The sequence below is a fragment of the Sphingomonas bacterium genome (assembly GCF_028292945.1).
Taxonomy (GTDB): Bacteria; Pseudomonadota; Alphaproteobacteria; order Sphingomonadales; family Sphingomonadaceae; genus Sphingomonas.
This window is the reverse complement of the sequence record NZ_JAQGLJ010000017.1, coordinates 34,966-56,956: the sequence shown is the minus strand read 5'-3', so window position 1 is coordinate 56,956 and position 21,991 is coordinate 34,966. Positions and strand designations below refer to the sequence as shown.

19 protein-coding genes are annotated in these 21,991 nt (G+C 68.7%); 11 read left to right on the top strand and 8 right to left on the bottom strand.

Going from position 1 to position 21,991, the window contains the following annotated elements; translation table 11 throughout:
• Positions 1-280: 280 nt before the first annotated feature.
• Positions 281-622 (bottom strand): hypothetical protein, encoded by a 342-nt coding sequence (locus JWN21_RS02400; RefSeq protein ID WP_299645842.1) that lies wholly within the window; start codon positions 620-622, stop codon positions 281-283.
• 37 nt (positions 623-659) lie between these two features.
• Positions 660-1,337, bottom strand: a complete 678-nt coding sequence (locus JWN21_RS02395; RefSeq protein WP_299645840.1) for a hypothetical protein — start codon at positions 1,335-1,337, stop codon at positions 660-662.
• Between the two features lie 479 nt (positions 1,338-1,816).
• Here JWN21_RS02395 and JWN21_RS02390 point away from each other — a divergent pair, with 479 nt between their 5' ends.
• Positions 1,817-3,130 (top strand): cation:proton antiporter, encoded by a 1,314-nt coding sequence (locus JWN21_RS02390; protein ID WP_299645838.1) that lies wholly within the window; start codon positions 1,817-1,819, stop codon positions 3,128-3,130.
• 23 nt (positions 3,131-3,153) lie between these two features.
• Here JWN21_RS02390 and nhaA read toward each other — a convergent pair whose 3' ends face one another.
• A complete protein-coding gene (nhaA, locus tag JWN21_RS02385) occupies positions 3,154-4,353 on the bottom strand; it encodes a Na+/H+ antiporter NhaA (RefSeq protein WP_299645836.1) in 1,200 nt (399 codons plus the stop codon).
• A 273-nt stretch (positions 4,354-4,626) separates the two neighbouring features.
• On the bottom strand, positions 4,627-4,902 hold the full coding sequence (locus tag JWN21_RS02380) for a hypothetical protein (RefSeq protein WP_299645834.1): 276 nt from the start codon (positions 4,900-4,902) through the stop codon (positions 4,627-4,629).
• Positions 4,903-5,048: 146 nt separating this feature from the next.
• On the opposite strand from JWN21_RS02380, the gene JWN21_RS02375 reads away from it, so the two are divergent.
• From JWN21_RS02375 to JWN21_RS02345, 7 genes are all read left to right on the top strand, one after another.
• A complete protein-coding gene (locus JWN21_RS02375) occupies positions 5,049-6,161 on the top strand; it encodes an S-(hydroxymethyl)glutathione dehydrogenase/class III alcohol dehydrogenase (RefSeq protein ID WP_299645832.1) in 1,113 nt (370 codons plus the stop codon).
• Complete coding sequence (gene fghA / locus JWN21_RS02370; RefSeq protein ID WP_299645830.1) at positions 6,161-6,997, top strand: S-formylglutathione hydrolase; 837 nt, start codon at positions 6,161-6,163, stop codon at positions 6,995-6,997. Before JWN21_RS02375 ends, fghA begins: the two co-directional genes overlap by 1 nt.
• Positions 6,994-8,259: an FAD-dependent oxidoreductase gene (locus JWN21_RS02365; RefSeq protein WP_299645828.1), complete on the top strand. Its 1,266-nt coding sequence runs from the start codon at positions 6,994-6,996 to the stop codon at positions 8,257-8,259. Before fghA ends, JWN21_RS02365 begins: the two co-directional genes overlap by 4 nt.
• Positions 8,260-8,275: 16 nt before the next feature.
• A complete protein-coding gene (locus JWN21_RS02360) occupies positions 8,276-8,494 on the top strand; it encodes a hypothetical protein (RefSeq protein WP_299645826.1) in 219 nt (72 codons plus the stop codon).
• A gap of 92 nt (positions 8,495-8,586) precedes the next feature.
• The gene (locus tag JWN21_RS02355; protein WP_299645824.1) at positions 8,587-9,354 is read left to right on the top strand and encodes a protein ImuA; all 768 of its coding nucleotides are present in this window, start codon (positions 8,587-8,589) and stop codon (positions 9,352-9,354) included.
• Entirely contained in the window at positions 9,269-11,821 is a 2,553-nt protein-coding gene (locus tag JWN21_RS02350; RefSeq protein ID WP_299645822.1) for a DUF6504 family protein, read from the top strand. Before JWN21_RS02355 ends, JWN21_RS02350 begins: the two co-directional genes overlap by 86 nt.
• A 48-nt stretch (positions 11,822-11,869) precedes the next feature.
• Positions 11,870-15,160 (top strand): error-prone DNA polymerase, encoded by a 3,291-nt coding sequence (locus JWN21_RS02345; protein ID WP_299645820.1) that lies wholly within the window; start codon positions 11,870-11,872, stop codon positions 15,158-15,160.
• Positions 15,161-15,169: 9 nt separating this feature from the next.
• Here JWN21_RS02345 and JWN21_RS02340 read toward each other — a convergent pair whose 3' ends face one another.
• From JWN21_RS02340 to JWN21_RS02330, 3 genes are read right to left on the bottom strand one after another with little or no spacing between them, the layout of a single operon-like run.
• Positions 15,170-16,885, bottom strand: coding sequence for an ABC transporter ATP-binding protein (locus JWN21_RS02340; protein WP_299645818.1), 1,716 nt, complete (start codon positions 16,883-16,885; stop codon positions 15,170-15,172).
• On the bottom strand, positions 16,882-17,760 hold the full coding sequence (locus JWN21_RS02335; RefSeq protein ID WP_299645816.1) for a hypothetical protein: 879 nt from the start codon (positions 17,758-17,760) through the stop codon (positions 16,882-16,884). The genes JWN21_RS02340 and JWN21_RS02335 overlap by 4 nt, the downstream gene beginning before the upstream one ends.
• Positions 17,757-18,200, bottom strand: a complete 444-nt coding sequence (locus tag JWN21_RS02330) for a lasso peptide biosynthesis B2 protein (protein WP_299645814.1) — start codon at positions 18,198-18,200, stop codon at positions 17,757-17,759. Before JWN21_RS02330 ends, JWN21_RS02335 begins: the two co-directional genes overlap by 4 nt.
• A 134-nt stretch (positions 18,201-18,334) precedes the next feature.
• Here JWN21_RS02330 and JWN21_RS02325 point away from each other — a divergent pair, with 134 nt between their 5' ends.
• Positions 18,335-19,477: a nucleotidyltransferase family protein gene (locus JWN21_RS02325; protein ID WP_299645812.1), complete on the top strand. Its 1,143-nt coding sequence runs from the start codon at positions 18,335-18,337 to the stop codon at positions 19,475-19,477.
• On the opposite strand, the gene JWN21_RS02320 is transcribed toward JWN21_RS02325, so the two are convergent.
• Positions 19,436-19,678 (bottom strand): PqqD family protein, encoded by a 243-nt coding sequence (locus tag JWN21_RS02320; RefSeq protein ID WP_299645810.1) that lies wholly within the window; start codon positions 19,676-19,678, stop codon positions 19,436-19,438. The two genes, JWN21_RS02325 and JWN21_RS02320, sit on opposite strands and share 42 nt — an antisense overlap.
• Positions 19,679-19,844: 166 nt before the next feature.
• On the opposite strand from JWN21_RS02320, the gene JWN21_RS02315 reads away from it, so the two are divergent.
• Both JWN21_RS02315 and JWN21_RS02310 read left to right on the top strand, forming a co-directional pair.
• Entirely contained in the window at positions 19,845-19,988 is a 144-nt protein-coding gene (locus tag JWN21_RS02315) for a hypothetical protein (protein ID WP_299645807.1), read from the top strand.
• 69 nt (positions 19,989-20,057) lie between these two features.
• On the top strand, positions 20,058-21,956 hold the full coding sequence (locus JWN21_RS02310) for an asparagine synthase-related protein (protein WP_299645805.1): 1,899 nt from the start codon (positions 20,058-20,060) through the stop codon (positions 21,954-21,956).
• Positions 21,957-21,991 lie beyond the last annotated feature (35 nt).

Here is a 21,991-nt window from a genome sequence, read left to right as displayed (position 1 = left end):
GCGCAAGGCTGGCGTGGTAGGTCATCATGTTGCTCGTCCATTGCGTTATAGTTGCTATGAGCGAGCAATACGATGCAAGGTTGATCTTTGCAAGGGGGTTACGAAACAAATATCACTTCTCAGGTTCGTAGTGCGCGGGCCGGTCAGCGTTCCAGAGGCTTCGGTGCCTGCCGCGGCTCGAAGCTCCTCATGATAGCCGCACGCCCGCCCTCCTCCCACGGGAGCCGGAAATTGGACGATCGCTTGGCTTCGTCGTCTAGGACGAGGTGTCTCTCATCGATCAAACCTCTGGCGCTCCTGCGCCTGTGTCCAGCGCGGTAGCGAGCTGGCGACAAAGCGCCTCGAGCGCTTGCAAAATTCGCCCTTCCGGCTCCTTTGGCGCCATCCGCCATCCGCCATCCGCCATCCGCCATCCGCCATCCGCCATCGCCTGTGCTCGAAGAACAGCGAGCTCCCAGCGCACCATCAGGTCGCCGTCCCATTCGCCGGCGTGGAGGGCGGATTCCAGCCGCCGATCCGCGACGCGGAATGGATCCGAATGGCCCTCGAAACTTGCGAGTTCATAGCCGTCGCCCAAATGCGCCAAGCCCGTCGAATCGGCCCAGCCGAGGTCATGCGGCACTTTCCAGAATTCGCCGCGGTGAATTGCCAGCAGCCACTCAGGCCCTGCGGGCGGCGGCCCGCGAGGACACGTGCCGACGCAGCAGTTCCGTGCGCCTGCTGAAGCCGGGCGGACCGAATAGGGCCTCAGCCAGATCGGCCGCGGTCTCGAGACGCTGGAAGACGCTCGCGCGGACAACGCGATGTCCTTCACGTTCCGTCTTCTGTCCTTGGGAATTCGACTTCGTGTGCTTCGCTACTCGGCTGCCGAGGGGCGGGAGAGGCGCGCCAGGCTCCGCTCCGAACCAATAGAATGGCCCGAGAGCCAGGTCCGCCGGATTATATCGCATCCAGACGACGCAGCCGGACGGCTTTCTCGCCAACCGCACGTTGACGGAAACGGAGCTCCGCTTCCCGTCGGCCATCATCGCCTTCAGCTGAATGTGGCGCAGAACTCCATTCGCCTCCAGGACCACGTCGTATCCGTGGGCATCAACCTCGCCCCGCAGCACCTCGAGATCGTGGTCGCCACGAAGCCACATCACGGAGGCAAGCTCTCCCACCAGTCGGTGCTCCAGGACCTTTTCAAGCGTCGACGAGCGAAGATAGCTTCGTTCCTCGGGCGATGCTGTGATGGGAAGTGACTCGGTCTGCAGAGCGGTCGTCCTTGTCACGTGCGCCATCCGTTCATGAGCGTTGGTCGGCGTCCGATCGGCGTAGCCGCGCGCAAGGTGCATCGATTGCTCAAAGGCGACTTCCTCCTCCGTCTCGCGCGAACGGGTTTACCGTCCGCTGCGGCTTTATCGTGGAGCGCGGTCCAAATCGACAAGTGCTTGAGACGGTGAAAACTCTAGCTCGCGAAACCCGTGACTCGTGAGCGGCGCGGAACCCTGAGCAGACGTAGAAAACCGTCGTCACGCTGCCCTGAGCACGAGAGTTTCCCAATGATCTGAGTGCCCATCGCTTTCATGTCGGGTGCGCCAGCCTTTTTCGTCTGCTTCATTTCGCAAGCCCGCTTGCCACCGTCCGCCCACATGGCAAGGGCGGCGGAGGTGCGGCGCTTGCCCGGTCGAGCCGTCCATGTGCCGGCATTCGCTGGAGAAGATCCAGCAGAAGCGACTTCCTGGCTCCGTTCGGCACATTGCGGGCGATCGGTCGTTAGGGACGACGCTGCAGTTCACCATCCGTGAAGCCTGCTCACGGATAGGACCTGCCCTTGCTGTCGCTGCTCTCCGAAGCGTCCACTCTCGCCGCCCAGGCGCCCAAGCTCGCGGAACATTATTTCGGGATCCTGTTCGGTCTGGGAGCGATGATCCTGCTGGTCGCGTGGCTGCCGATCCTCCTCAAGCGGCTGCCGCTCTCCCTGCCGATCGTCTGCGTCGCGATCGGCTTCATCCTGTTCTCGTTCGCGCCGTTCTCCACTTGGGCTCCGCACCCCGACAAGACGCCGGCGCTGGTCGAGCGCGCGGCGGAGCTGATCGTCATCGTGTCGCTGATGGGGGGCGGGCTCAAGATCGAGCGGGCCGTCGCCTGGAAGAGCTGGAACGTGACCTGGCGGCTGCTCGGCATTGCGATGCCGCTCACCATCCTGCTCGTCATGCTGCTCGGACATCAGCTTCTCGGCCTCGGGCTCGCGACCGCCCTGCTGTTCGCCGGCTCGCTGGCCCCGACCGACCCGGTGCTCGCTGGCGACGTTCAGATCGACCATGACCAGAACGAGGAAGAGGCGGAAGCCAAGTTCGCCCTCACCAGCGAGGCCGGTCTCAACGACGCGCTCGCCTTTCCGTTCATCCATCTGGCGATCGCCATCGCCGCCGCCGGGAGCCTCACCGCCAGCGTCCTCACGGAGTGGGTGCTGGATGACGTGCTCTGGAAGCTTGGCGCCGGGCTCGTCGTCGGAGCGGGCCTTGGCTGGCTGGTCGGGTTGATCATCTACCGTCTGCCGTCCGGCACCCGCCTGTCGAGAACCGGCGATGGGTTCATCGCGTTGGGAGCGACCCTTGTCGTGTATACCGCGACCGAGTTCGCTCACGGCTATGGGTTCCTGGCCGTTTTCGTGGCCGGCCTGATGATCCGCCGGGCCGCGCAGGGGCATGATTTCAACAAGCGGCTGCACGATTTCGCCGACGAATCCGAGCGGCTGGTGATGATGCTCCTCCTGCTTCTGTTCGGCGGCATGCTCGCTGCCGGGCTGCTGAAAGGCATCGGTTGGAAAGAAGTGACGTTCGCAGCGATCATGTTGCTGATCATCCGTCCGCTCGCCGGCTGGATCAGCCTGATCGGGGTCAAGCGACCGAAGCTGGAGCTGGCGATCATCGCCTTTTTCGGGATCCGCGGTCTGGGGTCGGTTTACTATCTGAGCTATGGGTTCAATCACGCCGCTTTCGACTACGAGTACAGCCTGTGGGGCACGCTTGGCCTCATCATCGCGGCTTCCATCCTCATGCACGGCATGTTGGTGACGCCGGCACTGAGAAGGCTCAGCAAGCATTATCGAAAGCTCGGGATTGTCGAGGAGAGCCGGGCCTGACGGACAGCGTGGAGCTTCGACCGTCAGCCCGTGGGCGGCGGAGAGGCTCGGCTCCCGCCGCTCAACCGCAGCACGGCATAGCCGGCGAGTGCCGACAGGAGTGACCCGCCGAGCACGCCGATCTTCATGCCCGGTTCCAACGCAGCGTCGTCGAAGGCAAGGCCGCCGATGAAGAAGCTCATGGTGAAGCCGACGCCGCAGAGCATGGCGACGCCATAAACCTGCGGCCAGCTTGCTCCCGAAGGGCGCTGGCCCGCGCCAAGCGCAACAGCGATCCGAAGGCTGGCGAAGACACCGATCTGCTTGCCCAGGAACAACCCCGCCGCGATGGCGATCGGCAGCGGCGCGAACACCTCGGCCCAGCCGAAGCCCCGCAGCGATACGCCGGCGTTGGCGAAGCCGAACAAGGGCACGACACCAAACGCGACCCATGGCTGAATGGCGTGCTCCAGGCGATGCAGGGGTGACCCCATGTCGTCGGGCACGCCGGGGCTTGGCCGGATCGGGATCGCCAATGCTGCGAGCACGCCGGCAACGGTCGCGTGGACGCCGGAGAGCAATACGGCCGCCCAGAGCGCGACCGCAAGCGTGACGAAGGGCCAAAGCCGCTTCTCTCCCGCCCGGTTGATGCCGAACAGCAGCGTCAGGATGACCGCTGCGCCCGCCAGCGCGACCAGGTTGAGCTGCGCCGTGTAGGCGACGGCGATGATCACCACCGCACCCATGTCGTCGATCACCGCGACGCTGGTGAGGAGCAGTTTGAGCGAGGCCGGCGCACGGCTTCCCAGCAACGCCAGGACGCCCAGTGCGAAGGCGATGTCGGTCGCGGCCGGGATCCCCCATCCGGCCGCGAGCGACGACGATGGGCCCGCAATGGCGAGATAGATGATCGCCGGCACGGCCATGCCGGCGGCGGCGGCGATGATCGGGAGACGTCGATCCGCCCACGTCTTCAGATTGCCGTCGACGAACTCGCGTTTGATCTCCAGCCCGACGAGCAGGAAGAACACCGCCATCAGGCCATCGTTGATCCAGTGAAGAACGGAGAGCGGCCCCAGATAGAGGTGCAACAGGTGGAAGTAGCTCGTCGCGACCGGGCTGTTGGCGACAGCCATCGCCAGCGCCGCCGCCGCGATGAGCAGGATGCCGCCGGAGGCTTCGCTATGCAGAAAGGAGCGCAGGACCGAAGAGGGCCTGCGTCGGGTGGAGGTCAGCTTGGCCATCGTTCATGTAGCGGGCGGCGGAACCCTTGGGCACCATGTCGCGCCTCGAATTTTCACTGACGACGCTTTTTGTCGCCAAGCCAGGCGCCGGGGACCAATTCACCGTCGTCCGGCTCAACGAGGAAGGAAGAAGCAGGACGGAGTAGTACGCAACGGCTCCGCCCTGCTTCCCCCAGTGCGGCCGTGATAAGCAAGCCGCATTCTGCGATTGGCATCGCCAGGCTTAGCGAGAGGTGACTGGCTCGTTGCCGGATGTGCAGCTTGGCAGGCTGTTCAGCTCTGCGACTGTGGTTCCGAGGCTTCCGCAGGATCGGCACTCGATCCGTTGGCGACCCAGGGTTCTCTGAACAACGGGCCGATGATCGTCGCCATGTCATCGTCGTGATCAGCTGGATAGATCCACTCCAGGCGCGTGCCGATGCGGCGCAGGTCGTCTGATTGGTTGTCCGGCACGCGCATCCTCTCCGTGGGCGAATGGAACGTGCCCGACAGCGCTATGTGCCGGACGAGGCGCAATAAATTCGATGGCTGCCGTGACTGGTCGGTCATGGCGCGCCTTGATCTGGGCAACGGGTCTGCCATGCAGATCTTGCAATTTGAACAACGCCTGCTGCTCAAGCGTCCGGACCGTCACGACATGGTGGGGGGCGGCGCACCCGGCTATCCTGGACGGCGTCACCACGGAAGGAAGAACGATGAAGACCCGTGCCGCCGTTGCATTCGAGGCCAAGCAACCACTGGAGATTGTCGAACTCGACCTTGAGGGACCAAAAGCCGGCGAGGTGCTGGTCGAGATCATGGCGACCGGCATCTGCCACACCGATGCCTACACGTTGGACGGGCTCGACAGCGAAGGACTGTTCCCGTCGGTCCTTGGCCACGAGGGCGCAGGGATCGTGCGCGAGGTCGGCGCGGGCGTCACCAGCGTTCGGCCAGGTGATCACGTCATCCCGCTCTACACGCCCGAATGCCGCCAGTGTAAGTCGTGCCTCAGCGGCAAGACCAACCTGTGTACCGCGATCCGCGCGACACAGGGCAAGGGACTGATGCCCGACGGCACCACGCGGTTCAGCCACAAGGGGCAGCCGATCTTCCACTATATGGGCTGTTCGACCTTCTCGAACTTCACCGTGCTGCCCGAGATCGCGGTGGCCAAGATCAGGCCCGACGCGCCGTTCAGGACGAGCTGCTATATCGGCTGCGGCGTCACCACGGGCATCGGCGCCGTCGTCAACACCGCCAAGGTGCAGGTCGGCGAGACGGTGGTCGTGTTCGGCCTGGGCGGCATCGGCCTCAACGTCATTCAGGGAGCGCGACTTGCGGGGGCGACGACGATCGTCGGCATCGACATCAACCCCGACCGCGAAGCCTGGGGCCGGCAGTTCGGCATGACCCACTTCATCAACAGTCGCGGACAAAGCCGGGAGGAGACGATCGCCGCGGTGCTCGCACTGACGGACGGCGGCGCCGATTACAGTTTCGACTGCACCGGCAACACCGAGGTGATGCGGACCGCGCTGGAGTGCTGCCATCGCGGCTGGGGCACCAGCATCGTCATCGGCGTCGCGGAGGCAGGCAGGGAGATCAGCACCCGTCCCTTCCAGCTCGTCACCGGGCGCAACTGGCGCGGCACCGCGTTCGGCGGCGCCAAGGGCCGCACCGACGTGCCGAAGATCGTCGACTGGTACATGGACGGCAGGATCGCCATCGATCCGATGATCACCCACACGCTGACGCTGGACGAGATCAACACTGGTTTCGACCTGATGCATCGGGGCGAAAGCATCCGCAGCGTGGTGGTGTACTGATGGAGACGCTGTCGACCGCCAGGGCGCATGGCGGGGTGCAGGGTGTCTACCGGCACGCGTCGATGGCGACCGGCACGTCGATGACCTTCTCGGTCTATGTGCCCCCGCACGCCGACGGCGAGAGGCTGCCGGTCGTCTGGTATCTGTCGGGGCTGACCTGCACCCACGCCAACGTCACCGACAAGGGCGAGTATCGCCGAGCCTGCGCGGAGCTGGGCCTGATCTTCGTCGCTCCCGACACGTCGCCGCGTGGCGACGGCGTGCCGGACGACCCGGCCAGGGCGTATGATTTCGGGCTGGGTGCGGGCTTCTACGTCGATGCGTCCGAGTCGCCTTACGCGGCCAACTATCGCATGTGGACCTATGTCACGGACGAGCTGCCGGCGCTGATCGCCGCCGAGTTCCCCGCCGACATGGCGCGGCAGGGCATCACCGGGCACTCGATGGGCGGGCATGGCGCGCTGACGATCGGCCTCACCTTTCCCGACCGGTTCCGCGCGGTCAGCGCGTTCGCGCCGATCGCCGCGCCCTCCCAGGTCCCATGGGGTGCCAAGGCGCTCGGCGGCTATCTCGGCCAGGATCGCACCGCGTGGCGCCCCCACGACGCGGTGGCGCTGATCGAGGATGGTGCGCGCGTCGGCGAGCTGCTGGTCGATGTCGGCGACGCCGATCCCTTCCTGGCCGAGCAGCTGCGCCCGGAACTGCTGCAGGATGCCTGCGCGGCTGCGGCGATCGACCTCACCCTGCGCATCCAGCCCGGCTACGACCACAGCTACCATTTCATCTCGACCTTCATGGCCGATCACCTCGATTGGCATGCGGAGCGGCTGCGGTGACACGCTACGACGTGGTGATCGTCGGCGCGGGCCATGGCGGCGCCAACGCGGCGATCGCGCTGCGCCAGCGCAAATTCGCCGGCACGGTCGCGGTGATCGGCGAGGAGCCGGAGCTCCCCTATGAGCGCCCTCCTTTGTCCAAGGAGTATCTGGCGGGCGACAGGGCGTTCGAGCGCATCCTGATCCGCCCCGCCGCCTTCTGGGCCGAGCGCGAGGTGGCGATGCTGACCGGCCGCAAGGTGGTCGCGGTCGACCCGGACGCGCGTCGGGTCTCGACCGATAGCGGCGAGACGATCGGCTATGGCGCGCTGATCTGGGCGGCCGGCGGGCATGCGCGGCGGCTCGCCTGTTCCGGGCACAGCCTGGCGGGGGTCCATTCGGTGCGTAGCCGCGCCGATGTCGACCGCATGATCGACGAGCTCGCGACCACCACCCGCGTGGTGGTGATCGGCGGCGGCTATATCGGCCTGGAGGCGGCGGCCGTACTCGCCAGGCTCGGCAAGCAGGTCACGGTGCTCGAAGCGCAGGACCGCGTTCTCGCGCGCGTCGCGGGCGTGGCGCTGTCACGGTTCTTCGAGGCGGAGCACCGCGCGCATGGCGTGGAGGTCCGGCTCGGCGCGGCGGTGGAGTGCATCGAGGAGTCGTACGGGCGCGCCACCGGCGTTCGCCTGGCGACGGGCGAGGTGCTGCCGGCCGACATGGTGATCGTGGGCATCGGCATCGTACCCGCGGTCGCGTCGCTGCTCGACGCCGGTGCCAAAGGAGGCAACGGCGTCATGGTCGACCAGTTCGGCCGCACCTCGCTGCCCGATGTCTATGCGGTTGGGGACTGCGCATCGCACGCCAGCCGCTTCGCCGACGGGGCGACGATCCGGCTCGAGTCCGTCCAGAACGCCAACGACATGGCGACCGCGGTCGCACGCGCGATCACGGGCGAGCCGCAGCCCTATGAGGCGGTGCCCTGGTTCTGGTCGCACCAATATGATCTCAAGCTGCAGACGGTGGGCCTGTCCGTCGGCCATGACGCGGAGGTGCTTCGGGGCGATCCGGCGGGGCGGAGCTTCTCCGTCATCTATCTGCGCCAGGGCCGCGTCGTGGCACTGGACTGCGTCAACGCGGTCAGGGACTATGTGCAGGGAAGATCGCTGGTGCTGGAGGCTGCGGTCGTCGAACCGAACCTGCTCGCGGATGTCACGATCCCGCTGAAGGATGTTTTCGCGGCACGCGGTATCTCCGACCTGATCGTTGTCCAAAGCAGATAGTGAAGAGGAAAAGACCATGCGGTTCGTACAGATCGAGCTGTTTCCCACGGGCAAGGCGCTGGTCGACATCGACAAGCTGACGCACGCGCTGCCCCGCGACGAGGGGTCGCGGTTGTTCCTGGGGGCGGAGCATCTGGACGTGCCGCACACGCTGGACGAGCTGGCGAACATTCTCGCCGGGCGTGCGAGAGATGAGGATGACGAGCATGGAGCGGCCGGGTTCCACGTTCGCTGATCGGCAAGGGCGACTGGCACCCCACGTCGGCACGATAGCTGCGCATATCAGCGGATTGACTCATTGCGATCTGCCGAACAAAACAAGAACATATGCGCGGCGAGTCGAATCCATCCCCATCGTCGACGGCGCTCGCCACGCTGCGCGACAAATTACGCGCCATCGAGGGTCATGCGCCCGACCAGCGTCCGGTATTGCCGTTTGGACTGAGCCTGCTCGATGATCGGCTCCGCGGTGGCGGGCTCGAGCCGGCGCTGCACGAGGTCGCTGCGGAAGGAGCCGGCTGGGGCAATGATGCCGCGGCGACGCTGTTCATCGCCGGCATCGCGGCGCGCACGCATGGCCCCGTGCTGTGGGTGGTCCGCACGCGCGACCTGTTCGCGCCGGGGCTGTACCAGGCGGGGCTCGACCCCGGCCGGGTGCTGTATGCCGAGGCACGCGACGACGCCGAGCTGCTGGCGCTGCTCGAAGAGGGGTTGCGGCACCGCGCGCTGGGCGCGGTGATCGGCGAGGCTGGCCGGGTCGCCACCGCGCAGACCCGGCGGCTGCAGCTGGCGGCCGAGGGCGGCGACACGATCGCGCTGCTGCTGAAACGGCCCGCGCGCGGTGGCGGCGATCCGTTCGCAATCCCGTCCGCCGCCCTCACCCGCTGGCGCATCGGCAGCGCACCGTCCGCGCCCGTTCCCTGGGGTGGGATGGGACGGGCATGCTGGCGCGTCGCGTGCGTGCGGCAGCGCGGCGGCGATCCCTTCGAACTCATCGTGGAGGCCGCCGATGAAGCGGGTCGCCTCGCTCTACCTGCCCCACTGGTCGATCGACCGGTTGCGGCGGCGCGAGCGCCGGCACGTGCCGCCGGCTGAGGCCGACGGACGCGCCGCCCTCGACGCGATCGGTGCCGACGCGGCGGCCGAGCGCGCCAGCCAGTGCTCGGTGCCCAGGGAAGGGGGCTGGCGACCGGGTGCGCGCTGGGCGCGTGGTGACCCTGCCGCCGGCAGTGGGCTGGCGGACTCGCGCGCACAGGTGACGGCGGCGGTCGAGGCGCTGCCCGGGCACCGACGGCCGCCACAACGCGAGCTGGGCCGGGTCAGTGAGGCGGCGGACAATCCGTTCAGGAGGGGCCTGTCGCGTCCGCCCGAGGAGCGGGTCGCCGCGCCTGCCCCGTTGCGCGAGCTGTCGCGGCGCAGCGAGGCGGCCGTTCCACCGTTCAGGCCCGGCGCGCGGGGCTGGCAGGGCGAAGACCTCCACGCGGCGGTCGCTGCGCTGCCGACGCACCAGCGACCCAGATCGGGCGAGCTGTCGCGCAAGAGCGAGGTGATCGATCACCCATTCCGGCCGATGCCCTCGGACGAGTTCGGCCCGACCGCGCGCATGACCGCTTCGATGCCGTCGCTGCAATTTCCGGGCGAGGACGCCCCGTCCAAAGCCGGGCGCGGCGCGGCCTTACGCAGCGACGACAAGCGCGAGCGCTATCGCAACGAAGCGCCCGTCGCGGCGCTGTCGATCGCGCGCGCCGCCGCCGTGCCGCCGGTGCACGGCCCTGGCGAGGATGTGATAGCGCGGCGCGCGCAGAAGCTTTCCGGACGCAATCCCCGGCGCAGCGCGCGCGACGGACATGGCGGCGAGGCCGGGTATATCGCTCCGCCGACCCTGCAGCAGCTCGCCGCCATGCCCGCCGTTCAGTTTCCGGGCGAGGGGCCGCACCCCGACAATCACGGGAAGAGCGGACCCGCCGTGACGACGGGTGCGCAGGGCCGCTTCTTCCAGACCGGCCGCACGCTGGGCAGCGTCGTCGCGCGCGTGTGCCGCGACGAGCCGCCGCCTGGTGATGCTTCACCGTCCGCGGAGCCGCCGTTGGTGACCACGCACAAGATCGGGTCGCGGGTGGAGATAGCCGCGTGCAACCCGGCCGCCCGCGCGCTCGGCTTGTCGCCGGGCACCGCGCTGACGATGGCGCGCGCGCAGGTGCCTGGACTGGCGGTGCGCGAGGCGGACCCGGCGGGCGACGCCGCCGATCTGCTGGCGCTGGCCGAGCTGCTCGCGCGCCGTTGGGCACCCATGGTGGCGGTGTCTGACGCCGATGGGCTGTTTATCGACCTGACCGGTGTCGCACATCTGTACGGCGGCGAAGCGCGCTTTCTGCGCCGTCTCGTTCGCCTGCTCGCCCGCCACGGCGTGACCGCCCGCGTGGCGATCGCCGATACCGCCGGTGCGGCCTGGGCGCTGGCACGGTTCGGGGGCGGCATGGTGCGGCCGGGCGAGCAGGCCGCCGCCATCGCGCCGCTGCCCGTCGCCGCGCTGCGGCTGGACGGGTCGGCGCTTGAACTGCTCGCCCGGCTCGGCGTCGACACAATCGGGCAGTTGTCAGCCATGCCGCGCGCGCCGCTGGTGCGCCGCTTCGGGCGGGCGATCGCCGACCGGCTGGATCAGGCGACCGGCCACGCGCCCGAGCCGCTCGATCCCGTAGTGCCGCCGACCCGGATCGCGGTGGAGCAGCGCTTCGCCGAGCCGATCGCGACCCCCGAAGCGATCGAGCATTGGCTGGGGGAGCTGATGCCACGCCTGACGGTGGCGCTGGCCGAGGCCGGGCAGGGCGCGCGCGCGGTGGAGCTGGTCGCGGCACGCGTCGACGGCGTCGTACAGCGGCTGCGGCTCGGCTTTGCGCGTCCCACCCGCGACGCTGCGCACATGCTCCGCCTGGCGCTCAGGCGGATCGAGGAGATCGAACCCGGCTACGGCCTGGATGCGATCGCGCTCCATGTCCGCCGCGCCGATCCGCTCGGGCCGGAGTCGCTGGCCCGCGCGCTGTCCGGGCCGGTCGAGCCTGATCTCACGACGCTGGTGGACGCCATCGCCAATCGCATCGGCCTGCCCCGGCTGTGGCGCGTCACGCCCGTCGAAAGCGACGTGCCCGAACGCTCGCTCGCCATGACATCGCCGCTCGATGCGCTGCCCGGACGCGCGGAGGCGCTGAAGCCGGACGACGTACGCCGGCTGGACGAACGCGCGCGCGATCATCCCTGGCATCCACGCTGGCCACGGCCCGTGCGGCTGCTGCACCGTCCCGAACCGGTCGATCATGTGGTCGCCGAACTGCCCGATCAGCCGCCGCGCCGCTTCACCTGGCGCGGTGTCACCCATCGCGTGGTCCGCGCCGAGGGACCCGAGCGCATTACCGGCGAATGGTGGCGCCGCGCGGGCGAGCGCCTGTCCGTGCGCGACTATTTCCGGGTGGAGGACGAACTGGGCGAGCGCTTCTGGCTATACCGCCGCGGCGACGGCGTCCGGACGGAGACAGGCGACCTGCGCTGGTTCCTCCATGGGCGGTAACTCGATGCTGTACGGCATCATACCAAGCCGTTCTGCCTTGGCCCGTGTATGACCTACACCGAACTTCAGGCCACCACCCACTTCTGCTTCCTGCGTGGCGCGTCGTCGCCCGAAGAGCTGTTCGCGACCGCGGCGGCGATGGGTATGTCGGCGCTGGGCGTCACCGATCGCAACTCGGTCGCGGGGCTGGTGCGCTCGCTCTACGCCTGCGACGAGATCAAGCGGGACAGCGGGATCGATATCCGGCTGGTCACGGGTTGTCGGCTGGATCTGGTCAGCGGCGCGTCGCTGCTGGTCTGGCCCGAGGATCTCGCCGCCTGGTCGCGGCTGACCAACCTGCTGACGCTGGGTAACGCCCGGGCCGATACCAAGCACGGCGAAAAGGGCCGATGCTTCCTGCACTGGGAGGATGTCGCCGCTCATTCCCGGGGAATGGTCGCCTCGCTGGTATCCGCTTCCCAGGGCGCGAACGAGGCGGACCTGCGCTGGATGGCGGACATCTTCGGGGCCGAGCGTGGCCATGTCTGCCTGACGCACCAGCGCCGGCCCGATGATATGCGGCGGCTATACCAGCTGGAGGGTTACGCGCGCCGCTTCGGCCTGAAGCCGCTCGCGACCGGCGACGTTCTCTACCACCATCCCGATCGGCGCGTGCTGCAGGACGTTGTCACCGCGATCCGTGAGAAGCGCACGATCGACGATCTGGGACTGCGGCGCGAGCGATCCGCCGATCGCTGCCTGCAACCCCCGGCGGAGATGGCACGGCGTTTCGCCCATCACCCGCAAGCGCTTGCCGCGATCGACGCGATCGTCGAACGCTGCACCTTTTCGCTGCGCGAACTGCGCTATCAATATCCCGAAGAGCAGGTGTTCAGCGGCAAGACGCCGCAGGCCGCGCTGGCGGCGCTGGCGCGGCGCGCGCTGGACGCCTTGTTCCAACGAGCACCCTTCGATGGCGTGCCCGACCAGCGTTACCTCGACCTGCTCGATCACGAACTGCGGCTGGTCGCGCAGATGGAATATGCGCCATATTTCCTGACCGTGAACTCGATCGTCAGCTATGCGCGCAGCCAGGGCATCCTGTGCCAGGGGCGCGGATCGGCGGCCAATTCGATGATCTGCTACGTGCTCGGCATCACCTCGATCGACCCGGTCAAGCACGAGCTGCTGTTCGAACGCTTCATCTCCCCCGACCGCCGCGAGCCGCCCGATATCGACATCGATTTCGAGCACGAGCGCCGCGAGGAGGTGATCCAGTGGATCTACAATACTTACGGTCATGATCACGCCGCGCTGACGGCGGTGGTCAGCCGCTTCCGCGCGCGCGGCGCGGTGCGCGAGGTGGGCAAGGTGCTGGGTCTGCCCGAGGACATGACCGCCGCGCTCGCCGGGCAGGTTTGGGGCTGGTCGGAGGAGGGCGTCGCCGACCGGCATGTGGACGCGCTCAACCTCGACCGGGGCGATCCGCGCCTCGCCCTGACGCTGGAGCTCGCGCGCGAGTTGATCGGCACGCCCCGGCACCTGTCGCAGCACCCCGGCGGTTTCGTGCTCACCCGCGATCCGCTCCACGACCTGGTGCCGATCCAGCCTGCCGCCATGCCCAACCGCTGGGTGGTGGAATGGGAAAAGGAGGACATCGAGGAGCTCGGCCTGATGAAGGTCGACATTCTGGGTCTCGGCATGCTCGGCTGCATGAACCGCGCGTTCGACCTGCTGCGCGCGCACAAGGGCATCGACCTGACGCTGTCCTCGGCGGAGTTGCAGGTCGACGATCCCGCCACCTTCGCGATGATCCAGAAGGCGGACACGCTGGGCGTGTTCCAGATCGAGAGCCGCGCGCAGATGGCGATGCTGCCGCGCATGAAGCCGGAGACCTTCTACGACATCGCCATCCAGGTCGCGATCGTCCGCCCCGGTCCGATCCAGGGCGACATGGTCCACCCCTATCTACGCCGCCGCGAACAGAAGCGCGCCAATCCGAACATCGAGTTCGACTATCCCAGCGAGAAGCTGAAGGCGGTGCTGGGCAAGACGTTCGGCGTGCCGCTGTTCCAGGAACAGGCGATGCGGGTCGCGATCGTCGGCGCCGGTTTCTCGCCTAGCCGTGCCGACGAGCTGCGCAAGGCGATGGCGACGTTCAAATACACGCAAGGGGTCGGCCAGTTCAAACAGGAGCTGATCGACGGCATGGCCAGGAACGGGATCGGTCCCGACTTCGCCGAGCGGCTGGTGAAGCAGATCGAGGGGTTCGGCTCCTATGGCTTTCCCGAGAGCCACGCCGCCAGTTTCGCCAAGATCGCCTACGCCTCGTCGTGGATGAAGTGCCATCATCCCGATGTGTTCTGCGCGGCGCTGCTCAACGCGCAGCCGATGGGATTCTATGCGCCGGCGCAGATCGTCCGCGACGCACGCGAGCATCAGGTGGAGGTGCGCCCGGTGTGTGTGAACGACAGCGACTGGGACACGCGGCTGCTGAAGGGGAAAGGGCATCTGCTCCCCCTGCGCCTGGGCCTGCGCATCGTGCATGGCGTCGCCGCCGCCCACGCCGAACGCATCCTCGCGTCGCGTGAGGCGAGGCCTTTCGCATCGGTAGAGGACCTATGGCGTCGCTCCGGCGTGCCGCTCGCCACGCTGGAGAAACTTGCCAAGGCGGACGCCTTTCATGCGCTGGGGCTGAACCGGCGGCAGGCGCTTTGGGCGATCCGCGGGCTGGGCGAGACCGCGCTGCCGCTGCTCGAATATGCCGAACGCCGCGAAGAGCCGGTCGCGCTGGTGCCGCTGACGGCCGGGCGCGAGGTGGTGGAGGATTACCGCGCCACCCAGCTGACGCTGCGCCAACATCCGCTGTTCTTCCTGCGTCCGGAATTCACCCGCCGGCGCATCATCAGGTGCGCGGACCTGAAGGCGACCAAGGACGGTCGCCGGGTCGACATCGCCGGCATCATCCTGGTGCGGCAAAAGCCGGGCAGCGCCAAGGGCGTGCTGTTCATCACCATCGAGGACGAGACCGGCGTCGCCAACATCATCCTGTGGCCCGACCGGTTCGAGGCGCAGCGCACCGTCGTCATGTCGTCGGCGATGATCGGCGTGACGGGCGTGGTGCAGCGCGAGGGAGAGGTCATCCACGTCATCGCCGACCGCATCCACGACTATACCGCCATGCTGCGCCAGGTCGGCGACATCGACATGCCAAAGCTGAGCCGCCCCGGCAGCGGCGGCTCACCCGACCGGGGCGAGCCGGGGTGGAAGCCAAAGGTTCGCAGCGACTATCATTCTCCGTTTCGCAGCGGTTGCGATCCGGAAGACGTGATCCCGATCAAGAGCCACGATTTCCACTAAGCGTTCGTCTCAGCCGCGCAGGGTGTCGCTCGCGATCCGGCCGTCCTCCAGCGTGATGGCTCGGTCGCACGCCGCCTGGGGTGCCGGGCGATGCGCCACGATCACGATCAGCGGCCGCGGCCGCAGGGCGGCGAGCCGCGCTAGCACCGCCTGCTCGGCCGCGGGGTCCAGCGCGTTGGTCGCTTCGTCGAGGATCAGCAGATCCGGGCGACGCAGCAGCGCGCGGGCGAGCGCGATGCGCTGACGCTGACCACCCGACAAACGCGCGCCGCGCTCGGCGACGACCGTCTCCAGCCCGTCGGGCAGGCCTGCGAGCAGGTCGTCGGCGCCGGCGATCGCCAGCGCGTCGGCGATCGCCTCCTCCTCCATCACGGCGGCTCCGGCGAGCAGGTTCGCACGCACGGTGTCGTGACGCAGAAAGCTGTCCTGCCCGACATAGGCGATGTGCGTGCGCCAATCGGCGAGCGTCGTGCCGTCCAGCGCCACCCCGCCGATCGTGATCGATCCGGTCTGGGGTCGCAACAGCCCGGCGAGCAGGTCGACCAGCGTGGTCTTGCCGGCCCCCGACGGGCCGATCACCGCGATCATCTCGCCGGGAGAGAGGGTAAGCGAAATGCCGTCAACGCCGGCGCCCTGCTGATGGCGATAGCCGATTTCCTGTAGGCGGATCTCCGCGCGACGCGGCAGGGTGCGGGTCTGGGTGGAAAGCACCTCGTTCCGGCGAAGCTCGCCCACCAGCTCGGCCAGGGCAGCATGCGCGGGGAGCTGATCGGTCAGCGTCTGCGCATTATGCTGCATCGTCAGCGCTGGTCCGGCCATGCGCAGGAAGATCGCCAGCGTGGCGAGCAATGCCACCGGTGACGAGCCGAGCCATACGCCGGCGAATATCACCAGCGCGCCGGTGACCCCCAGCCCGGTCGCGGCGACGATGCGAGAGCGCCCGGTGCGGCGCAGGAAATCCAGTCGCTTCGCCGATTGTTCCGCCCCCAGGCGGGCAAGCTGCGCGGTGAACAACGACTGTGTGCCTTCGGCCAGGGCCGATTTCAAGCCGCCGAGCAGCTGAGCCGTGCCATGGGCAGCACCCAGCCGGCCGGTCGCCAGCCCGAACCCGGCCCGCCCGACGCGCCGCAGCGAGGGGAGGAAGACCAGCGCCGCCATCGCGATCAGCAGCAGCATGGCGGCCGCAAGGCGCGGGCTGATCAGCAGCACCAGAAGCCATTGCGTCGCCAGCATGGCGGTCATTGCGGCGATCTGCAGGACGGTGTGCGTTGCCGCGCCACAACGCTCCAGATCCTCCCCCAGCGCCTGCGCGATGCGTGCGTGGCGTATCGTCGCGATGTCGCTCCACCGCACCTGCGCCAGCGCGGTCAGCAGCCGCGCCCGCAGTGCCGCGACGAAATCGATCTGCAGCGACATCAGCACGCGGTCGCGCCACGTCAGCACCAGCGCCCGCGCAAGCATCGCCACGACGAACGCGCCGAGCACGAGGGCGAGCAGCGCAAGCTGCCCTTCGACGCCGGTCCAGCCCAACGCGCGATCGACCAGCGCACCAGGGCCTGCGCGCGCGGGCGTCAGCACCAGCGCCAGCAACGGCAACAGCACCGCCAGCCCAACACCCTCCGCGACCGCTCCCGCCAGCATCGCGATCAGCGCCGCCGCGCCACGTCGGCCGGCGAAGCGGCACAGATCGGCGGCAAACGCGACCAGCGATGCGCGGCCGGTCATCGCGCGGCGAGCCCTTGCGCATGCGCGACCAGCACCGCGGCATCCGCGTCGATGCACGCCTGGTCCCACCGCCGGTCGAAGGCGAAGACCGGCACGCGCCGGGCGAGGTCCGTGCAGGCGGCGAGATGCCGGCCAGCAAGGCCAGCAGCGCGGACATAGCTGCCGCGATAGGTGTTCGCCACCAGCGCGGCAACGGCGTGGGCGCCGGTCAGCGGCGTGATCGTCGTCGGCTCCGCGCGCCCGAGCAGATAGATCGCCCGCAGCGGCAGCGGCTGATCCTCCGTTGCCGCGATCGGCACGTCGAACTTGTCCGCGCCGGCATAGGAGACGGCGTGATCGCCCGGATCGCGTCCGCTCGCCTCGAGTGCGTCCCGCCATAGCCGCAGACGCGGGATGCCCGGTGCGACGCGACCGTCCGGATCGACCACGCACACATCGTCGGACAGCACGCGATGGCCACGATCGTGGAACCAGCCCGCCAGCGTCGACTTGCCCGCCCCCGAATGGCCGAGCAGCGCGACCGTGCCGTTCCCGATGCCGACCGCGTTGGCGTGGAGCGGCAGCAATCCGCGCTGGTGCAGCACCGCGCCCATCGCCGACCCGAGCACGTACAGCCGCACGTCACGCATGGCGGCTCCGGGGGCCGGCTCGACCGTCATGTCGCGCCCGGCCGCGATGCAAAAGCGCGCCACGTCGGGCACGACCAGCACGGCCATGTCGCCCTGTACGTCCAGGCCAGGCCCTCGCGCGTCGCTGTCGACCGTCCCCAGGCGGATGGTGACGTCCGCGGGCGCATCGGTGCCCGGCGCGAGGTCGGGCAACTCGATCTGCGACGCGATGTCGAGACCGAAGACAGCGTAGCGGCGCGCGATCACGTCGCCGGCGCGTCGACTGGCAGCGGGAGGGGGCGGACCAGCAGGCACGGGTGCAGCGCCGCCTCTTCGGCGCCGATCAGGACCGCGCCGTCGAGCGAGACCCAGACATGCGCGCTGACCCCGTCGCCCTCGCGCCCGACACCATAGTGCAGCAACGACGCCATGCCCCGGCGGCGCAGGATCCAATGCAGCGCCAGCCCGCGCTGAAAGCACACGGCACGCCAGGGCACGACGTCCGCCAGCCGATCCACTGCCCAGCGCGCGCGCCTCGCCAGAGCGGCATCGACCCGTCGCGGGGCTCCTTGCCAGCCCGCGAGGGCAAGCACGCGCGCGAACGGCAGCCAGCGGATCGCCAGCGAGGCGAGGATCAGCGCCGCGCCCGCCTCGGCCAGGACGTCCGCGTTGTGCACGGCCGCTCGCCAGCGGAGTGGGCGCGTCATGGCTCGCTGGCCTCGATCGCTCGATCCGGTCTAGGGTGGGGTCGCACGCGCGGCGTGTCGCACGGGATCCGATGTCAACGCAACGCGCCACCTCATCGACTGTCGACCTGCTGCTCGCCTGTTGCCGGTGGCCGGTGAACGCAGCCGACGTGGCGCGATGCGCTGCCGGCGTGGACTGGCAGTTGTTCGCGGCACTGGCGCGGCGGCACCGGGTGCAGGGGCTGGTGTACCGTGCGCTCAGCCAGGCAGGCCTGCCGGCTGCGCCGCTCGCCGCCGACGCGCGGCGCATCGCTACCGACAACCTTCGCCTCGCCGCCGAATCGGTGCGGCTGCACCGGCGAATGGCGGCGGCGGATGTCCCGGCGCTGCTGGTAAAGGGCGTCGCGCTGGGCATGCTCGCCTATCGCGATCTCGGCGTGAAGATGGGGTGGGACATCGACCTGCTGGTCGCGCCCGCCCGTCTCGAAACAGCCGCAGCGGTGCTGGGCGAGGCAGGGTATCGGTGTTCGCTGCCATCGCCGGGCACGGTCAGCCTGGCGGAATGGCACGCCTTTTCCAAGGAATCCGTCTGGCGCCACGAAATGAGCGGCATCCATGTCGAACTGCATAGCGCGCTGGTCGACCACCCGCTGCTGCTGCCGGATGTCGGCGCGTGGAGTCCGGCACAGCTGGTGGAATTGTCGCCGGGCATGGTGTTGCCGACGCTGACGACCGACACGCTGTTCGCCTATCTGTGCGTGCACGGGGCGGCGAGCGGCTGGCGGCGGCTGAAATGGCTGGCGGACGTGGCGGCGTTGCTCGCACGAGGTGACGTACTGGAGACGGAGCGGCTCTACCACCGATCGCAGGCGCTGGGCGCCGGGCGTGCGGCGGGCCAGGCGCTGCTGCTGTCCCATCGTCATTTTGGAACAGTGCTGACGCCGCAACTCGCCGCCGCGTTGCACGCCGATCGCACCGCGCGGCTGCTCGCCTGGGCCGCGGCGCGCATGATGCTCGACGAGGAGGGCTATGACGCCGCCGCCGAGCGCACCTGGGGCACGCTGCCCATCCATCTCGCCCAGTTCCTGCTGCTGCCGGGCTGGCGTTATCGGACCGTGGAAATGCGGCGCAAGCTCACGCCCGACCCGCATGTGGGCGGCAGTCGTTGGGCCTATCCGGTGCGGGTGCTGGCACGGCGCTGGCGCGAGGCGCGAGCGGGGGAGGGGGGGCGATCAAGACACGCCCCGCGCGCGCAGTCAGATGGCAGGTTCAAGCCGGACCAGACCGCGCCCCTCTAACTGTCGCAGCAGCGCCGTCACCTCGTCGCGACAGCGCGCGCGATCGACCGCGAACTCGCCCACCAGGTGATCGACCACGGCCGCGATCGGCATGGGCGTGTCCAGCAGCGCCCAGATCCGTGTCGCGGTGGCGTTGAATCCGAAACAGGCGCCATTCTCGATATCGAGCGCCACCATGTCGCCGTCGATGGCCGTTTCCATCAACGGCGCGGCACGTGATGCCACCAGATCTGCGTCCATTCGTCAGTTTGTCCCACTGTTCGGGACGGTGCGCGCGCAACGCTCGCGCTCCCGTCGGCACGGCTTGTCGCCTAGGGCGAATCATGCAATTCGGCTACTGAGTGATTCCTAGGGGAAGTATTCGTTCATGTCCGATCTCATCACGCCCAGCACGCAGCAGCCGTCCGATCAGCGCGCGGTGTGGCTCACGCCTGAAGTCGTTACCATGGCGGCTGGCGACGCGGAGAACGGCGTTGGCCCGCGAAGCGACGATCAGGTCAACAAGTCGTAAGGGAACGGGTGTCGGCGGCGGGCGGCCTAGCGGCGGTTCGTTGATCGCCGGCAGATTTGACACCACGATATGACGGCGTTGGCCGGGTTCTGGCAGGCGGGGTCGGGTGACGGAACGGCGCTGGCCGGGCATGCGTGCGAACGCATGCTTGCCGCGCAGGCGGTTTATGCGCCCGACGCGCCGAGCGTTCGCGTCGACGGCGCCGCCACGCTGGGGCGGCGGCTACACCGGTTGGTGCCGGAGGACGCGCACGACCGTGGCGTGCTCCGCGACGCCGCCGGTCGGCTGCTCGCCGCCGATATCCGGATCGATAATCGGGCGGAGCTGGAAGCGGCGCTTGGCGTCGAGCGGCCGGCCGGCGTCTCGGATGCTTCCCTGCTCGGCGTGGCGCTGGATCGCTGGGGCCTGGGCGCGCTCGACCGGGTGGTGGGCGACTTTGCCTTTGCCTGGTGGGATGCGCCCGAACGGCGGCTGGTGCTGGCGCGGGACTTCTTCGGGCAGCGACCCTTGCACTTCCATCGCGGCGACGGCTTCGTGGCGTTCGCGTCCATGCCCAAGGGCTTGCACGCGCTGCCGCAGATTAGGCGCTGCGCCGACCCGCACGCGGCCGCGGCCTTTCTGGCCCTGCAGACGGAAACGGGCGGAGCTAGTTTCTTCGAGGGCATCGAAAAGGTAGCGTCCGGCCACCTGGTCGTGATCGACGGTAATGGCGTGCGGACGCGGCGCTATTGGCGGCCGGAGCCACGGCCGCTGATGCTGCCGCACGCGGACGATTATGCCGAGGCGATGCGCGAGCAGATGGATCGCGCCGTCACCGCCCGGCTGCGGGGTGCGATCGACCATGTCGGCTCGACGCTGAGCGGCGGGCTGGACAGCGCGACGGTTGCGGCGACCGCCGCCCGCCTGCTCGCGCCCAGCGGGGGACGGGTAACCGCACTCACCGCCGTGCCACGCGCGGGCTTCAAGTCCGACCCGCGGGATTTCGCCGACGAAGGACCCGCGGCGGCACGGGTGGCGGCGCTGTACCCGAACGTGACGCATGTGCGGGTGGAGAACCGGGGTTCGCCGCTCGCCGCGCTGGATCGCGACGCATATCTGTACGAGCGGCCCATGCTCAACATCTGTAACGGGGTTTGGGCGAACGCCCTGCGCGACGCCGCGCGGGCGCGGGGTGTGCGGGTGCTGCTGACCGGAGCGATGGGCAATGCCAGCTTCAGTCACCACGGATTCGATCGCCTGCACCAGTTGCTCGCGCACGGCCGGTTGCTGACGCTGGGGCGCGAGGCGCTGGCGCTACGGCGGCGGGGCACGCGGGTGGGTACGATCGCCAACGCGGCGCTTGGACCGCTGCTGCCGGACGCACTGAGGGCGGGCGTTCTCCGGTTCACGGGCAGAAGACGGCGGCTGAGCGACTACAGCCTGGTGACGCCCGAGGCGGTGCCCGATCCGGCGTCGCAACCTGCGGCTTGGCCGGTCGGCACGCCGGGCGCGGCGCAGCTGGGGCTGTTCGCGGCAACCGACTATGGCAACTATACGAAGGGCGTGCTGGGGGGCTGGGGCATCGACCTGCGCGATCCGACCGCCGACCGGCGGCTGGTGGAGTTCTGCCTGTCCGTGCCGCCCGAACAGTATCTTGCAGGCGGAATCACCCGCGCGCTGGCGCGTCGCGCCTTTGCGGACCGACTCCCGCCCGAAACGGCGAACGAGACCCGCAAGGGCTATCAGGGTGCCGATTGGTTCGAAGGGCTTGATGCCGATCGCGCTGCCCTGGCGGACGAGATCGCCCATATCGGCCGCGACTCGCTGGCGGCGGGACTGATCGATCTGCCGCGTGCGCGCGCGTTGCTCGCCGATTGGCCGGTGGGCGCGCAATGGCAGCGCGACGACCAGGTGATGCACTACCGACTGGCGCTGCTCCGCGGCGTGTCGACCGGGCATTTCCTGCGCAAGGTCTCGGGTGTGAACTGATGAGGATGGCGGCGTCCATTGCGTATCCGTGGCGA

Bases quoted from the DNA above. Each gene is read 5' to 3' on its own strand.
- JWN21_RS02395 (WP_299645840.1), bottom strand. From the start codon at position 1,337: ATGCACCTTGCGCGCGGCTACGCCGATCGGACGCCGACCAACGCTCAT.
- nhaA (WP_299645836.1), bottom strand. From the start codon at position 4,353: ATGGCCAAGCTGACCTCCACCCGACGCAGGCCCTCTTCGGTCCTGCGC.
- JWN21_RS02380 (WP_299645834.1), bottom strand. From the start codon at position 4,902: ATGACCGACCAGTCACGGCAGCCATCGAATTTATTGCGCCTCGTCCGG.
- JWN21_RS02375 (WP_299645832.1), top strand. From the start codon at position 5,049: ATGAAGACCCGTGCCGCCGTTGCATTCGAGGCCAAGCAACCACTGGAG.
- fghA (WP_299645830.1), top strand. From the start codon at position 6,161: ATGGAGACGCTGTCGACCGCCAGGGCGCATGGCGGGGTGCAGGGTGTC.
- JWN21_RS02360 (WP_299645826.1), top strand. From the start codon at position 8,276: ATGCGGTTCGTACAGATCGAGCTGTTTCCCACGGGCAAGGCGCTGGTC.
- JWN21_RS02355 (WP_299645824.1), top strand. From the start codon at position 8,587: ATGCGCGGCGAGTCGAATCCATCCCCATCGTCGACGGCGCTCGCCACG.
- JWN21_RS02350 (WP_299645822.1), top strand. From the start codon at position 9,269: ATGAAGCGGGTCGCCTCGCTCTACCTGCCCCACTGGTCGATCGACCGG.
- JWN21_RS02345 (WP_299645820.1), top strand. From the start codon at position 11,870: ATGACCTACACCGAACTTCAGGCCACCACCCACTTCTGCTTCCTGCGT.
- JWN21_RS02340 (WP_299645818.1), bottom strand. From the start codon at position 16,885: ATGACCGGCCGCGCATCGCTGGTCGCGTTTGCCGCCGATCTGTGCCGC.
- JWN21_RS02330 (WP_299645814.1), bottom strand. From the start codon at position 18,200: ATGACGCGCCCACTCCGCTGGCGAGCGGCCGTGCACAACGCGGACGTC.
- JWN21_RS02320 (WP_299645810.1), bottom strand. From the start codon at position 19,678: ATGGAAACGGCCATCGACGGCGACATGGTGGCGCTCGATATCGAGAAT.
- JWN21_RS02315 (WP_299645807.1), top strand. From the start codon at position 19,845: ATGTCCGATCTCATCACGCCCAGCACGCAGCAGCCGTCCGATCAGCGC.
- JWN21_RS02310 (WP_299645805.1), top strand. From the start codon at position 20,058: ATGACGGCGTTGGCCGGGTTCTGGCAGGCGGGGTCGGGTGACGGAACG.